The sequence below is a fragment of the Brachybacterium avium genome (genome assembly GCF_002216795.1).
GTDB lineage: Bacteria > Actinomycetota > Actinomycetes > Actinomycetales > Dermabacteraceae > Brachybacterium > Brachybacterium avium.
In genome coordinates this window covers 3,294,113-3,308,206 of record NZ_CP022316.1, presented here as the reverse complement: position 1 = coordinate 3,308,206, position 14,094 = coordinate 3,294,113, and the positions used below count along the sequence as shown (strand labels likewise).

The window sequence follows — 14,094 nt, the reverse complement described above, 5'->3', positions numbered from 1 at the left end:
GCTGCGGCACTGCTCGATGCTCCTGGCGTCGCAGTCAGCGAACGGGAGCGCTCTGTCCGGCACTCGTGCACCGACTCCTGCTCAGAGCCGCAGCCCGATGGAGCCCTCGAGGGCGGGGACGGCGGGATCCCGTACCGGCACCTGGATCTCCCCGCCGGGGATCTCCAGGCCGAGCTCCCCCACCAGGTACTCCGCGAGCTCGCGCTCGTAGCGCACCGGGTCGGTGTTCCACTCACGAGTGTGCGAGGCCCCGGCGACCGGGACGAACTCGATGAGATCCGGACGCAGCGCGGCCAGCTGACGGCTGGGCTCGGGCGGGACCGTCTCGTCGTCCAGGGCATGGAACAGCAGGGTGGGGTGGGTCAGGTGCTCCGCGTAGTACGCCGGGGTCATCTCGGCCAGGGCCAGCGGCTCCCGCAGCCGCACCATCCGCGCCCCGATCCGCGAGGTCATCATCCACAGCGCGAGCTGCCGCATCCGGGCCGGCGCCTTCAGCGCGGTCGCGTGGTAGATGAGGATGTCCTGCCAGTCCACGGCCGGAGAGTCCAGGACCAGGGCGGCGATGCGTTCGCGGTGTGCGGAGCGGAGCGAGGTGCGCAGCGCGATGCCTCCGCCCATCGACCAGCCCACCAGGACGATCCGGCGCGCGCCATGCGCGAGCGCGAAGTCGATCGCGGCCTCGGTGTCCTCCCATTCCGCCGAGCCGAGATGGTGCATCCGGTCGGCGGAGGCGGGAGCCCCGACATCGTTGCGATAGGTGATCGCCAGGCTGGTGAGCCCCAGCCGGTGCAGCAGCGGGATGATCCGCAGCGCTTCGCCCCGTGCAGATCCGTGGCCGTGGATGAGGATCGCCCAGGTGTCGTCGTGGCCGGTGGCGGCGCCATGCTCCGGGGTGGGCCGCACCAGCCAGGCGGGCATCAGGCCGACCGGGGACTCCACGGTGACCTCCTCGGTGGGCAGGCCGTGCGCGGTCTGCGGGGTCCCCGCCCAGTAGAAGCCGTTGCTGCGGGCCCGCTCCACCCGCAGCGGCTCGTCAGTGTCCACGGCGAGCACCGGCCGGGAGACGGTGGTCGGGGTCGGTCGGCCGTCGACAGGCCCCAGGCGCACGTGGACGGTGCCGCCGCCCTGGCGGAGGGCGAGCAGGCCGCCGCGCCCGGTGGTGCGGGTCTCGTCGAGGTGGACACGGTCCGGGTGCACGGCCCGCACCGTGACGTCCGGCAGGCCGCGCAGGCTCTCCCGGGGCACCAGCGGCAGACGCGCCATCACCCGGGCCCCGCGGTGAGCGCGCCTGCGCTGAGTGCGAACATGGTGGCCGCACCGACGGCGCCGTGGACCATGACCTCGGACCATCGAGCCTGATCAGGGCGATTCGGGAGGGGGATGACGCGGCGGATCGAGTCGAGTCGGGACAGGGTCGGGGAAGGGGCGCGCGTCATACCGCGCATCCTAGCTGCGAGCTACGATCGACGATGTGAACGTCTCGTTCACCTTCGTTGTCCTGCAGTGCGCGCGGCGGATCTCCCGCCCGCGCGAGCGGCGCTCGTCGGCGTCGCAGATCGGAGGCTCTCCCGATGTCCACCGAGCCCATCAGCTCTGACCGCTACCCCATCTCGGTGAGCGACCTGGAGTGGCGCGAGCGCCTCTCGCCCGCCGAGTTCCAGGTGCTGCGGCAGGGCGCCACCGAGCGACCCGGCTCCGGCCAATACGAGGAGGTGCGGCCGGCCGGCACCTATGCCTGCAAGGGCTGCGGTGCCGAGCTGTTCACCGCCTCCACCCAGTTCGACGCCCACTGCGGGTGGCCCGCTTTCTACGCCCCCGCCGAGTCGGAGGCGGTCCAGCTGCTGGAGGACTCCTCGCTGGGGATGCGACGCATCGAGGTGCGCTGCGCCGCCTGTGGCTCTCACCTCGGCCACGTCTTCGAGGGCGAGGGATTCCCCACGCCCACCGACCAGCGCTATTGCATCAATTCGCTCAGCCTGGTCCACAGCGACGACGCGCCCGCCTGAGCACACCTCGCTCCGTCCCGTCCGGCCTCCGTCGCGTCTTCGTCGCCGTCGGGTGCTGGAGGAGCGGGGCACGGCGCGCCTGCCGGACTCGTCCGGTCCCCGGCGATAGCCTCCCTGCGTGCCAGTCCACGAGATCCGATCCGGCGACGACATCTTCCGCGCTGCCGTCGACGCCATGACCTCCGCACCGCAGCGTGCGGAGTTCACCTGGCGCACGATTCCCGCGCCCTCCCGGATGGCACCGTCGACCTGGGCGTGCACGGGTGAGATCCTGGTGCACGACGAGGAGCTGGCCTCCGGCCGCCTGGTGATCCTGCACGATCCCGCGGGCCAGGAGTCCTGGGACGGCACCTATCGGATGGTCGCACTGGTGCAGGCGCAGCTGGAGCCCGAGTTCGCGGTCGAGGCGATGCTCGGTGACGTGGCCTGGTCCTGGGTGACCGAATCCCTCCAGCTCCATGAGGCCGATGCCCGCGAGCTGGGCTGCACCACCACCCGCGTGGTCTCCCAGTCCTACGGCGCGCTGGCCTCCCGCCCCTCGACCGTGGACGTCGAGATGCGAGTCTCCTGGACCCCGGAGCCGCTGGAGGCAGAGGACCCGGAGAAGGCCATCGATCTGGCCCCGCACTTCGCGGCCTGGACCGCGATGCTCGCCGCCGCCGGCGGGCTGCCGCCGGCGCCGCCCCGCATCGCCCCGATCGCCCCCACCCACCATGCGAGGGCTCCGCGCCCCGAGGAGGCCGGTGACATCCGGTGACTGATTCTCCCGCCGTCACCGCTCTGAATGCTCCGCGCGACGGTCTGGTGCCGGTCACCGACCGCATTCAGCCGCTGCTGGCGTGGTGCGAGGCCGCGGCCTCCGCTCCGGGGGAGCAGGTCAGCGTGGATGCCGAGCGCGCCTCGAGCTACCGCTACAGCTCACGCGCCTATCTGGTGCAGCTGCGCACCGATACGGCCGGCACCGCTCTGATCGATCCGCTGGCCTTCACCATGCCGGGGACGCTGAGGTCGCTGCTCGCCGAGCGCGAGTGGGTGCTGCATGCTGCGGGCCAGGATCTGCCGAGCCTCGCCGAGATCGGATTGCGGCCCGGCTCGCTCTTCGACACCGAGCTCGCCGCCCGGCTGCTGGGAATGGAGCGGGTGGGTCTCGGCGCGGTCGTCGAGGACACTCTGGGACTGCACCTGGCCAAGGAGCATTCCGCGGCAGACTGGTCGAAGCGACCGCTGCCGGAGGGCTGGCTCACCTATGCGGCCCTCGACGTCGAGGTCCTCGTCGAGGTCCGCGACATCCTGCAGGAGCGGTTGCGGGCCGCCGGCAAGGAGGAATGGGCCGCGCAGGAGTTCGAGCACGAACGAACCCGTGAGCACGGACCCACCCGCTCCTCGAGCTGGCGGGGGCTGCACGGCCTCGGCACTCTGCGTTCGGTCCGTCAGCTCGCCGTGGCGCGCGAGATGTGGACCCGCCGGGATGAGATCGCCGGTGCGGAGGATCTCTCCCCCCACCGCGTGATCAAGGATCGTGATCTGGTGGCGGCGGCGAAGGAGGCTCCTCGGGGGAGGGAGGCCTTCGACAGGGCTCTGCCGTCGAAGATGCGTCGGAAGGACGTCTGGTGGCAGGCGGCCCGGACCGGTCTGGAGCTGCCGGCCGCGCATCTGCCCGAGCGCACCGAGCGCTCCTATCCCCCGCCGCACAAGCTCTGGTCGAAGAAGTACCCCGAGGTGTCCGAGCGCTACCAGCTGGTGCGCACTGCGACGAATGAGCGCGCCGAGGACCTCGAGATGCCGCCCGAGAACCTGTTGCAGCCCGCGCTGCTGCGCCGGTGGGTATGGGAGCACGAGCAGGCGCCGGCGGAGCCCGAGCTCGCCGATCAGCTGGCCGAGCTCGGGGCGCGGCCCTGGCAGGTCGAGCAGGCGGCGCCGGTGATCCATCGGGCGCTGACCGAGGGCTGAGCGCACCGGCATTCCGCCCCAGAACCTCCCCGGGACACCGCATCCGCGCTCACTGCGAAGGCGCGTCCTGCGCCCATGGCGTGGTCAGCGACCTGCGGTCGTCGACGCGGCGGCTCCCATCGCGTCGACGACCGCCCCGCTCAACGGGTGGAGAAGGCGGCGTCGAAGGCGGCGTCGGCAGGCTCGAAGGACAGCCTCCTCACGAACTCCAGCGCCTCGGGAGCACCGACGAGACGGTCCATGCCGGCGTCCTCCCACTCCACGGAGAGCGGGCCCTCGTAGCCGATGCTGTTGAGCATTCGCAGGGCGTCCTCCCACGGCACGTCACCGTGCCCGGTGGAGATGAAGTCCCAGCCGCGGCGCGGATCGGCCCAGGGCAGATGGGATCCCAGCCGGCCGTTGCGACCGTTGACCATTCTGCGCTTGGAATCCTTGCAGTGCACATGGAAGATCTTGTCCTGGAAGTCCCACAGGAAGCCCACCGGATCCAGATCCTGCCAGGTGAAGTGGGAGGGGTCCCAGTTGATCCCGAAGGCCTCGCGATGGCCGATGGTCTCGAGCGTGCGCTGGGTGGTCCAGTAGTCGTAGGCGATCTCCGAGGGATGGGGCTCGAGGGCGAACCGCACCCCCTGCTCGTCGAACACGTCCAGGATCGGGTTCCAGCGCTCGGCGAAGTCGGCGTAGCCGGCTTCGATGAGCTCCTCGGAGACCGGCGGGAACATCGCCACGTACTTCCAGATCGAGCTGCCGGTGAAGCCGCTGACGGTGCTCGCGCCGAGCCGGGCGGCCGCGACGGCGGTCATCTTCATCTCCTCGGCAGCGCGTTGGCGCACTCCCTCGGCCTCGCCGTCGCCCCAGATGCGGTCCGGGAGCATGTCCCGGTGGCGCTGGTCGATCGGATCGTCGCAGACGGCCTGTCCCTTGAGATGATTGGAGATGGTGAACACCTGTAATCCGTTCTCGCCCAGGATGTCGAGCCGGTTCTGCACGTAGGCGTCGTCCTCGGCGGCGCGCCACGGGTCCAGATGGTCGCCCCAGCAGGCGATCTCCAGTCCGTCGTATCCCCACTGACCGGCGAGGCGAGCCACTTCCTCGAACGGTAGGTCGGCCCACTGGCCGGTGAACAGCGTGATCGGTCGTGCCATGGTCGTCATGCCTTCCTTCTGGACGGGGCCGAAGCCCGGGTTCTCTATCGGATCGGTGAGGTCGTACCTGTGTCGGACGTCAGTTGCTGAGCAGCACCAGCAGCGGCGGCGGAACGTTCCACAGCCTCCAGGACGGCCTGGACATGCAAGCCGTCGTCGAACGACGGATCGGGATCCGCCCCTTCGGCGATCGCCCGTACCAGGTCCACCACCTGATGGGTGAAGCCGTGCTCATAGCCCAGGCCATGGCCGGCGGGCCACCAGGCCTCGATGAACGGATGCTCCGGCTCGGTGACCAGGATCCGCCGGAACCCGGCGGTGCGGGCGTCCTCGTCGGCGTCGTAGAAGTGCAGCACGTTCATCTCCTCGAAGTCGAAGGAGAGGGAGCCGGAGGTTCCTCTGACTTCGATGCGCATCGCGTTCTTGCGCCCCCAGGCCATCCGGGTCGAGATCGACGATGTGGGCGCCGATGTCCCCCAGCGACCCGGAGCCCGCCTGGTCCCTGTCCACCCGCCAGGACAGCGGCGCCTGCTCGTCGGCGGCCCAGTCCTGCAGGTACTGAGCGCGCACCTGCCGGATCGGCCCGATGCGGCTCTCCTCGATGAGGCGACGGGCCAGTTGCAGGGCCGGGGCCCGGCGGTAGGTGAAGCCGACCATGGAGCGCACCCCGTGCTGCCGAGCCGCGGCAGCGGTAGCGGCCATGGCCGCAGCCTCCGGCACAGAATTGGCCATCGGCTTCTCGACGAGCACATGCTTGCCGGCCGCCAGAGCCGCCTCGGCGATCTCGGCATGGGTATCGCCCGGGGTTCAGATGTCCACCAGGTCGAACGTCCTCGCGCTCCAGCACGCGGCGCCAGTCGGTCTCCACCTCCGCCCACTGCAGCCGGTCCGCCGCCCGGGCGGCCGCTTCGCGGTCGCGCCCCACGAGAACAGTCATCTCAGAGGCGTGCGGCAGGTCGAAGAATCGTGGCGCCGTGCGCCACGCCTGGGAATGGGCGCGCCCCTTGAAGGAGTAGCCGAACATCGCTATACGCAGCGGGCAGGGGGCGGTGGTCATGGCACATCCTCCTTCTTCAGACGAACGGGAGAGGAGAGAGCGGACCCGGCCGGCGACGGCACCCGTGAGGTCGGGGCGCCGCCGGCACCGGGATCCCGGATCGGCTCAGGACTCGAAAGCCGAGTCGAGGTACTCGTCGACGTTCTCCTCGGTCACGACCGGCGCGTAGAGCTGGACCTGACGGGGCACCTCGTTCTCGACGAGGTCGGAGATCGATTTGTCCTGGGCGAGCAGACGGGCCAGCGCCACGCCGTTGGCGGCCTGACTGGCGGGGTACACCACAGTGGCCTCGACGACCGAATCGCCCTCTTGGATGTGGCGCATCATGTTGGCCGATCCGGCCCCACCGACCATGAAGAACTCATCGCGGTCGGCATTCTCGATCGCGGACAGCACGCCCACGCCCTGATCGTCATCGTGGTTCCAGATGGCATCGATCTCGGGGGCCGCCTGCAGCAGGTTGGAGGTGGCCGATTCGCCGCCTTGGACCGTGAAGTCCGCAGCGACGCGGTTGTCGACGTCCTGGCCGCACTCACCGAGCGCATCGACGAATCCCTGGGTGCGCTCCTCGGTCAGGGGCAGGGAGGAGATGCCGGTGACCTCGGCGATCACCGCGTCAGGGTCGTCACCCACCCGCTCACATATGTATTCACCGGCGTTGTGGCCCATCCCGTAGTTGTCACCCATCACGGTCACCCGGGCAGCGTTGGGGTCGGAGAACTCGCGGTCGACGTTGATGACCGGGATCCCGGCCTCCATCGCCTTCAGCGCAACTCCGGTCAGTGCGGCCCCGTCGAATGGGACAACCACGATCGCGTCCACCTCGTCGTTGTTGATGAAGGTCTCGATCTGGCTGATCTGGAGGTTGACGTCGTTGGTGCCCTCTGCCACCAGCAGTTCGACGTCGTCGTATTCATCGGCCACCTCCTGAGCGCGGGTGCTCATCGCCCCCATCCACCCGTGATCGGCGGCCGGGGCGGAGAATCCGATGGTGACGGTCTCTCCGGTCTCGTCGTTGCTGCTGCCGACGTTCACGTCGCCACCGCCGCTCCCCTCCTCGACGGTCTCCGGCGTGTTTCCGGTGCACGAGGCGAGGAGTGCGGCGGAGGCCAGCACGGCGAGGGAGGCCGTGACACGGCGACGCAGCGTCATCGATGCAGTCATGGGAGTAGCTCCTTGTAGGTGGTGAGGGACTGGCACGGACGGATCGGGGAACGTCGGGGAGAGGCCGGGATGCGGGACATGTCGGTCAGGTCGATCTGGCGCGACCGACGAAGCGCTGCTGGAGGAGGACCGCGATCACGATGATCGCGCCCTGGACGAGCGCCTGCACGGAGGTGGAGAGGTTGTTCAACACGAAGACGTTGGTCAGGGTCTGGAAGATGAGCACGCCGATCACGGTGCCGACGATCGTGCCCCTGCCGCCGATCAGGAGCGTGCCGCCGACGACCACGGCCGCGATGGCATCGAGTTCGTAGAGCGTCCCGTTCGTGGAGCTGCCGGCTCCGGTGCGACCCAGCATCATCACCGCGGCGAGGCCGGCGGTGAAACCGCTGAGGGCGAAGACGTAGACGGTGTGACGCCGGATGTTGATCCCTGCCAGGCGGGCGGCCTCGGGGTTGCCGCCGACGGCGACCGTCCGGCGACCGAAGGTGGTCCGATTCAGCACCACCCAGCCGATAGCGGCGACCACGAGGAAGATCCACACGATGGTCGGGATGCCGAGGAGGACGCCGCTGAAGAACGTCGCGAAGTCGTTGTCGGTGACGAGCTGGGTCCCGCGACCGGAGATGATCTCGGCGAGGCCACGCGCGGCGATCAGCATGGCGAAGGTGGCGATGAAGGAGACGACCTTGCCGTAGGAGACGACGATCCCGTTGACGACGCCCGCTGCGGTTCCGACCGCGACGCCGGTGAAGACCATCACGATCCAGTGCACGTCCTCGGCCATGGCCTGGGTGGCGAGGGTGGTGGCCCATACGCTCGCCAGTCCCAACACCGAGCCGACCGACAGGTCGATGCCACCGGCGGTGATGACGAAGGTCATCCCGATGCTCACCACTCCGATGACCGCGGCACCACGGACGATGGTCAGGACGTTGTCGATGTCCAAGAAGCGGTCCCCGGCGGTGAGCCCGCCCACCACGCAGATGAGCAGTAGCGCGATGATGAGCCCGAGGCTGCGGCCCAGCCCGACGCTGCGGCCGCGACGCGTGCGGGTGCCCCTCCCGTCCGGTCCGTCGGCGAGCTGTCTCGTGGGCACGTCCGACGGCACGGGACCGTTGCCGAGGTCGACGCCTGCGCCTTCGTCAGGTGCGGCCCCCTCTCCGCTGCGCTGAGCCTGCTCACTCATGTGCGGTTCCTTCCATGACGAGGTCGAGCACTCCGTGCTCGTCGATCTGCTCTGCGGGTCCGCTGTGCACGACGGTGCCGTCCGCGACGACGAGCACCTGATCCGCGAGACCGAGCACCTCGTCGATCTCACTGGAGACCAGGACGACGGCAGTGCCCTGCCGCGCGAGCCGACGGATGAGCCCGTAGATCTCGGCGCGCGCCCCGACATCGACCCCGCGGGTCGGCTCATCCAGCAGCAGCACGTCACAGCCGTGCACCAGCCAGCGCGCGAGCATCGCCTTCTGCTGATTGCCTCCGGATAGGGTCCGGATCTGGCGGTCAGGATCGGCAGGCGCGAGGTGAAGCGCCTCTATCTGCTCGACGGCGGCCCGGCGCTCGGCTCGCTCGTCGAGGAACCCCCCGCGCGCGAACCGAGCGAAGGTGGACAGGGTGATGTTGCGGTAGACCGGTTCGTCGAGCAGCAGCCCCTGGCTCTTGCGCTCCTCCGGAGCCAACCCGATGTCCCGGGCCACGGCGCGGACGACGGAACCGGTGCGCATCGGCCGTCCGCCGACCGTGATGGTGCCGGCGGCCGCGGGCCGAGCGCCGTAGAGCGTCTCGAGGATCTCGGAGCGACCGGCGCCCACCAGGCCCGCCATACCGAGGATCTGCCCGGAGCGGACCTCGAAGCTCACGTCCGTGAAGACTCCGTCCAGTGCCAGACCCTCGACCCGCAGCATCACCTCGCCGAACGCCTCGACGCCGGCACCGCCGAAATCGCTCTCGACGCGACGGCCGGTCATCAGCTCGATCAGATCACCGGTCGGAGTCTCCGCCACTGCGAGTCCCGAGGCGACGGTCCTGCCGTCCTTGAGCACGGTGATCCGGTCACCGATGCGCCGGATCTCCTCCAGCCGGTGAGAGATGTAGATGACGGCGAGACCCTCGGCGATCAGCGACTCGACCACCTGGAAGAGATTAACGACCTCCTCGGGGTCCAGCACGGCGGAGGGCTCATCCATGACGATCACCTGTGCGTCGTGGGAGAGCGCGCGGGCCATGGAGACGACCTGCTTGCCGGCCGCAGACAGGCTTCCCACGTCCTGACCGGGGAGGATCTCGGGGTGCCCAAGGCGGCGCAGCAGGTCAAGAGTGCGGGTGCGCGCCTCGGCGTGGCGGAGGATGCCGCCACGGGAGAGCTCGTGCCCGAGGTAGATGTTCTCCGCCACGGTCAGGCCGTCGACCACGTCGAGCTCCTGGTACATGGTCGCGATGCCGAGGCCGAGCGCCTTGGTGGTCGACGGGATAGTCACCGCCTGACCCTCCCAGTGGATCTCCCCGTCGTCGGGCTGGTGCGCACCGGCGAGGACCTTGATGAGAGTGGACTTTCCGGCGCCGTTCTGTCCGAGGAGGCAGTGGACCTCCCCGGCACGGACGTCGAAGTCCACCCCGTCCAGAGCCTTCGCGCCCGGGAAGTGCTTGACGAGGTTCGTGACGCGCAGCAAGGGCGCCGACGACTCTGCTGTGACCATAATCACCAGCCTAGGGGGGTTTAGTTAGCAAGAGAACCAAAGGGTTGCTGTCGTAACTCGAATTAGACATGGTGCTTCCCAGAAGTCGTGACCGTCCTCTGGCCGTCGACCTGAGAACTCTCCCCCCCCCCTGGAGCTCGCGACCTGAAGCAAGCAACCCAGGCAGGCCCCGGGCGTTGGGCGTGTTCTTCCGCGACGGTGCGCCGAGGACCCGTTCCGGACTGGTCGCCTCCACTGGGTCTGCCGGCCCGCAGTCACCGCCCGGACCGAGGAGCTGCTCGCCGCGGGTCTACTGGCCCCGGCGGGCGAGGCCTCTCAGAGTCGAGATCGGCGTGCCGGAACCCGTCGCGCACGACGCGGGCCATCCAAAGTCTCCGCCGATCATGCCCGGCGGGGACGGCTTCGACGTCCCCGCCAACAAGCAGCGCACTGCCGACGTCACGATCCTGGTCGAGGCCGCCGCGGATAATGGCCAGATCGCGGGGCCGGGTGGCAGACAGATACTCTGCCAGCGCAGCAACGAGGGACGTCTGGAGGCGCTGGCCGACGTCCATGGGCCGGGGTGGATCCCGCCCGGATTCGGCTGCTCAGTCCCTGCCGGGCCGTGCCATGAACGCAGTGTCCGCCGGGCGCAGCTCGTCGGGGTCCTGACCGCACGCACGCAGCGCCTGCAGCGCGAGCACGGCGGCGACGGTGGTGGCGTTGGTGATGCGCCCCTCGAGCACCGCAGTGATCGCCTCGCGCAGCGGCACCCACCTGGGCACCAGCTCGGCCTCTTCGTCGGTGCGCTCGTACTCGTCCTCGCTGCAGCGGACGCCGGTGGCGAGGTAGACGCGGATTACCTCGTCGCTGCCGCCCGGGCTGGGTCGCAGGTCCACGAGGGTCCGCATCCCGGTGGGGTCGTAGCCGGTCTCCTCAGCGAGCTCCCGGGCGGCGGCGAGATGCGGTGCTTCGCCGCCCTGGTCCAGCAGCCCCGCCGGGATCTCCCAGAGCTCATGGCCCACCGGATGCCGGTACTGCCGGATCATCAGCACCCGGTCCGCCTCGTCGAGGGCGAGCACCGCTACGGCACCGGTGTGCCAGACGTACTCGCGATCGAAGCGCACGCCGTCCGCGAAGTCGACAGTGTCCCGCACCAGGTCGAAGACCATGCCGTCGAGGAGCTGTCGTCGGGCGGCGACGGGTCGCTGCCCGGGTTCGTCCCGCAGCGGGGCCTCGGGGCGGGTCCTGGCCTGATCGGTGGTGTGCTCATCCATGCTCATGTCCTCATTCCTGTGTGCTCGTCCCGGGCCCGGTCCGGCTCATGGTCTCGAGCCCCGTCTCGTCCTGGCCGGAGGGCGGGACCTCGAGCAGCCGAGTCGCCTTCTGCAGCTCGACAGCCGCCCCGATCAGGCCCGCGAACAGCGGGTGCGCACGGGTGGGGCGGGACTTCAGCTCGGGATGAGCCTGGGTGCCGATGTAGAAGGGGTGCACCTCGGGGTCGAGCTCCACGAACTCCACCAGCGACCGGCCATCGTCGAGGCGTGAGGTGCCGGCGATCCGCAGCCCGGCCTCCTGCAGCCGGTCCCGGTAGCTGTTGTTGACCTCGTAGCGGTGGCGGTGCCGCTCGGAGACCTCGGTGGTGCCGTAGACGCGTGCGGCGAGCGATCCCTCCACCAGAGTGTGCTGGTAGGAACCCAGCCGCATGGTGCCGCCGAGGTCGCCCTCGCCGGAGACGATGTCCTCCTGCTCCGCCATCGTGGCCACCACCGGATGGTCGGTGCCGGGATCGAACTCGGTGGAGTGGGCCGCGGGCAGAGCGAGCTCGTGACGCGCGTACTCGACCACCATGGACTGCATTCCCAGGCACAGGCCGAGCGTGGGCACGCCGTGGATGCGGCCGTGGTGGAGGGCGCCGACCTTCCCGTCGACCCCGCGGATCCCGAACCCGCCGGGCACCACGATCGCGTCGACGTCCTTCAGCTGCTCAGCGGCGTCCTCGGGACGTGCGCAGAGGTCAGCTTCTATCCAGCGCAGCGCCACCTGTGCCCGGTGATGGAACCCGCCGGCGCGCAGCGCCTCGGTGACGGAGAGGTAGGCGTCGGGCAGGTCGACGTACTTGCCGACCAGGGCGACGGTGATCTCGTAGGCGGGATCATGCACCCGGCGCAGCAGCTCCTCCCACTGCGACCAGTCGACGTCATGGCTGAGCAGGTCGAGCCGCCGGATGGCGTAGGCGTCCAGCCCCTCACCGTGCAGCACCAGCGGGATCTCGTAGATCGACGGCGCATCCGCGCAGGTGACGACTGCGTCGAGGTCGACGTCGCACATCGCGGAGATCTTCGTCTTGACCGAGCTGGGCAGCTGCCGATCCGCACGCAGCACGATCGCATCGGGCTGGATGCCGATGGAGCGAAGCGCGGCCACGGAGTGCTGGGTGGGCTTGGTCTTCAGCTCCTGCGAAGGGCCGATGAAGGGCACCAGGGAGACGTGCACGAAGAACACGTTCTCGCGGCCGAGGTCCTGGCGCACCTGGCGAGCGGCCTCGAGGAAGGGCTGGGACTCGATATCTCCGACGGTCCCGCCGATCTCGGTGATGATGACGTCCGTGCCGGAGCCGGCCTGGGCGCGCATCGACTCCTTGATGGCATCGGTGATGTGCGGGATGACCTGCACGGTGTCCCCGAGGTATGCGCCGCGCCGCTCCTTCGAGATCACGGTGGAGTACACCTGCCCGGTGGTGACGTTGGCATGGGCGGTGAGGTCCTCGTCGAGGAAGCGCTCGTAGTGGCCGATGTCCAGATCCGTCTCGGCGCCGTCCTCGGTGACGAACACCTCGCCGTGCTGGAACGGATTCATGGTGCCCGGATCCACGTTGAGGTACGGATCCAGCTTCTGCATCGTCACCTGCAGGCCGCGGCTGCTCAGCAGCATCCCCAGGGAGGAGGCTGTCAGCCCCTTGCCGAGGCTCGAGACGACTCCGCCGGTGACGAAGATGTGCCTGGTGATGCCCGGATTCCGAAACGGTTTGGCCGTGGAGGCCGCCCCGACCCTGGGGATGGGGCCGGTGCCCGGCTGGGGGTTCTCGCGCTGGTATCTGCCACGGACCCTCAACCTACCAGGCGCCGGGGTCCCCCGCGAGCACTTCGTCGAGCTGGGCGAGCAGGTCCTCGGGGTGGGCAGGCTCCGGGCCCGGCGCCTGGAGGCGGCCTCGGCGATGCGGCGCCGCGCGGGGTCCGCGAACGCCGTGATCGCGGCGGTCAGCGCGCGGACGTCGCCGACGGGGACCAGCTCGGCTGCTTCCCCGGTGACCCAGCGCGTCCCACCCGCATCGGTCGCCACGATGGCTCGCCCCGCACGGAGCGCCTCCTGGAGGGACACCGGCTGGCCTTCCCACTGGGCGGCGGAGACCACCAGATCGGCGGAGGCGAGCAGCGCGGGGACATCGCTGCGGCGCCCGAGCAGCTCCACCGGGAGCCGCTCGGTGCGGATCCGGGCGGCGAGCTCCTCGTGCAGCGGTCCGTCCCCGGCGACCCGGATCCTCACCGCAGCGGTGTCGCGGAGCATCGCGGCGACGTCCAGCAGGTCATGCAGCCCCTTCTGCGGGGCCAGGCGGGCGATCACCAGGATCTCGAGCCGTTCGGTCAGCGGATCCGCCTCGGCGTGGGGCTGTGCGTTCGCGGCGCCGCCGACCGCAGCAGGCGGCCCGCCGGGTCCCGGGGCGCGCGGCTGCGGTGCAGGGATCACGGCGTGCCGCACATCCTGGGCCCCGGCGCGGCGCGCGGTCTCCGCGAGGTCCGGGGAGACGGCGAGCACCGTATCGGCGCCGGCGGCCAGGATCCGCAGCAGTCCGGCGCCGACAGCGCGGGTCGCACGGGAGCCGACGGTGCGGTTGTGCAGCGTGACCACGAGCCTGTGCCGCCGGCGGCCGCACACCGCGAGAGCCGACAGGGCTCCGGCACGCAGCCCGTGGGCGTGCAGCGTCACCGGTGAGGGCTGGGCACCGAGAACCGCTCGGAGCGTGTGCACGGTGCGCAGGTCCGAGAGCGGATGAGGACGTTCACCGATCCGCACCGGGGCCTCGGCGACCT

The 14,094-nt window shown here is 70.0% G+C and carries 11 protein-coding genes and 2 pseudogenes; 3 read left to right on the top strand and 10 right to left on the bottom strand.

Translation table 11 applies throughout. The features are described 5' to 3' along the window. Nucleotides 1–81: 81 nt before the first annotated feature. On the bottom strand, nt 82–1,263 hold the full coding sequence (locus tag CFK39_RS14805; RefSeq protein WP_245822711.1) for an alpha/beta hydrolase family protein: 1,182 nt from the start codon (nt 1,261–1,263) through the stop codon (nt 82–84). After that, nucleotides 1,263–1,436 (bottom strand): hypothetical protein, encoded by a 174-nt coding sequence (locus CFK39_RS17075; protein WP_245822709.1) that lies wholly within the window; start codon nt 1,434–1,436, stop codon nt 1,263–1,265. The genes CFK39_RS14805 and CFK39_RS17075 overlap by 1 nt, the downstream gene beginning before the upstream one ends. A gap of 135 nt (nt 1,437–1,571) precedes the next feature. On the opposite strand from CFK39_RS17075, the gene msrB reads away from it, so the two are divergent. The 3 genes from msrB to CFK39_RS14790 all read left to right on the top strand — a co-directional run bounded on the left by msrB (nt 1,572) and on the right by CFK39_RS14790 (nt 3,956). Beyond that, nucleotides 1,572–2,006, top strand: a complete 435-nt coding sequence (gene msrB / locus CFK39_RS14800; RefSeq protein ID WP_089066102.1) for a peptide-methionine (R)-S-oxide reductase MsrB — start codon at nt 1,572–1,574, stop codon at nt 2,004–2,006. 118 nt (nt 2,007–2,124) lie between these two features. After that, nucleotides 2,125–2,763 carry a DUF3000 domain-containing protein gene (locus CFK39_RS14795; RefSeq protein WP_089066101.1) on the top strand — a complete coding sequence of 213 codons (639 nt, stop codon included), beginning with the start codon at nt 2,125–2,127 and terminating at the stop codon, nt 2,761–2,763. Continuing rightward, nucleotides 2,760–3,956 (top strand): HRDC domain-containing protein, encoded by a 1,197-nt coding sequence (locus CFK39_RS14790; RefSeq protein WP_089066100.1) that lies wholly within the window; start codon nt 2,760–2,762, stop codon nt 3,954–3,956. Before CFK39_RS14795 ends, CFK39_RS14790 begins: the two co-directional genes overlap by 4 nt. A 140-nt stretch (nt 3,957–4,096) precedes the next feature. Here CFK39_RS14790 and CFK39_RS14785 read toward each other — a convergent pair whose 3' ends face one another. From CFK39_RS14785 to CFK39_RS17550, 8 genes and pseudogenes are all read right to left on the bottom strand, one after another. Further along, nucleotides 4,097–5,101, bottom strand: coding sequence for a sugar phosphate isomerase/epimerase family protein (locus CFK39_RS14785; RefSeq protein ID WP_089066472.1), 1,005 nt, complete (start codon nt 5,099–5,101; stop codon nt 4,097–4,099). A 44-nt stretch (nt 5,102–5,145) separates the two neighbouring features. Beyond that, nucleotides 5,146–6,158, bottom strand: a pseudogene (locus CFK39_RS14780) (Gfo/Idh/MocA family protein). Nucleotides 6,159–6,263: 105 nt separating this feature from the next. Beyond that, nucleotides 6,264–7,322 carry a substrate-binding domain-containing protein gene (locus CFK39_RS14775; protein WP_089066099.1) on the bottom strand — a complete coding sequence of 353 codons (1,059 nt, stop codon included), beginning with the start codon at nt 7,320–7,322 and terminating at the stop codon, nt 6,264–6,266. Nucleotides 7,323–7,407: 85 nt separating this feature from the next. After that, a complete protein-coding gene (locus CFK39_RS14770; RefSeq protein WP_089066098.1) occupies nt 7,408–8,511 on the bottom strand; it encodes an ABC transporter permease in 1,104 nt (367 codons plus the stop codon). Then, entirely contained in the window at nt 8,504–10,024 is a 1,521-nt protein-coding gene (locus CFK39_RS14765; protein ID WP_089066097.1) for a sugar ABC transporter ATP-binding protein, read from the bottom strand. Before CFK39_RS14765 ends, CFK39_RS14770 begins: the two co-directional genes overlap by 8 nt. 587 nt (nt 10,025–10,611) lie before the next feature. Next, nucleotides 10,612–11,286: an NUDIX domain-containing protein gene (locus tag CFK39_RS14760; RefSeq protein WP_245822707.1), complete on the bottom strand. Its 675-nt coding sequence runs from the start codon at nt 11,284–11,286 to the stop codon at nt 10,612–10,614. Nucleotides 11,287–11,290: 4 nt separating this feature from the next. Beyond that, nucleotides 11,291–13,063 carry a CTP synthase gene (locus tag CFK39_RS17555; RefSeq protein ID WP_089066470.1) on the bottom strand — a complete coding sequence of 591 codons (1,773 nt, stop codon included), beginning with the start codon at nt 13,061–13,063 and terminating at the stop codon, nt 11,291–11,293. A gap of 204 nt (nt 13,064–13,267) precedes the next feature. Next, a pseudogene (locus CFK39_RS17550) lies at nt 13,268–14,077 on the bottom strand (glycosyltransferase); the annotation flags it as partial. Nucleotides 14,078–14,094 lie beyond the last annotated feature (17 nt).

What these genes read in the sequence shown, in the direction of transcription:
- CFK39_RS17075 (WP_245822709.1), bottom strand. Translation starts at nt 1,436, where the DNA reads ATGACGCGCGCCCCTTCCCCGACCCTGTCCCGACTCGACTCGATCCGC.
- CFK39_RS14775 (WP_089066099.1), bottom strand. Translation starts at nt 7,322, where the DNA reads ATGACTGCATCGATGACGCTGCGTCGCCGTGTCACGGCCTCCCTCGCC.
- CFK39_RS14760 (WP_245822707.1), bottom strand. Translation starts at nt 11,286, where the DNA reads ATGAGCATGGATGAGCACACCACCGATCAGGCCAGGACCCGCCCCGAG.
- CFK39_RS14770 (WP_089066098.1), bottom strand. Translation starts at nt 8,511, where the DNA reads ATGAGTGAGCAGGCTCAGCGCAGCGGAGAGGGGGCCGCACCTGACGAA.
- CFK39_RS14765 (WP_089066097.1), bottom strand. Translation starts at nt 10,024, where the DNA reads ATGGTCACAGCAGAGTCGTCGGCGCCCTTGCTGCGCGTCACGAACCTC.
- msrB (WP_089066102.1), top strand. Translation starts at nt 1,572, where the DNA reads ATGTCCACCGAGCCCATCAGCTCTGACCGCTACCCCATCTCGGTGAGC.
- CFK39_RS14785 (WP_089066472.1), bottom strand. Translation starts at nt 5,101, where the DNA reads ATGGCACGACCGATCACGCTGTTCACCGGCCAGTGGGCCGACCTACCG.
- CFK39_RS14805 (WP_245822711.1), bottom strand. Translation starts at nt 1,263, where the DNA reads ATGGCGCGTCTGCCGCTGGTGCCCCGGGAGAGCCTGCGCGGCCTGCCG.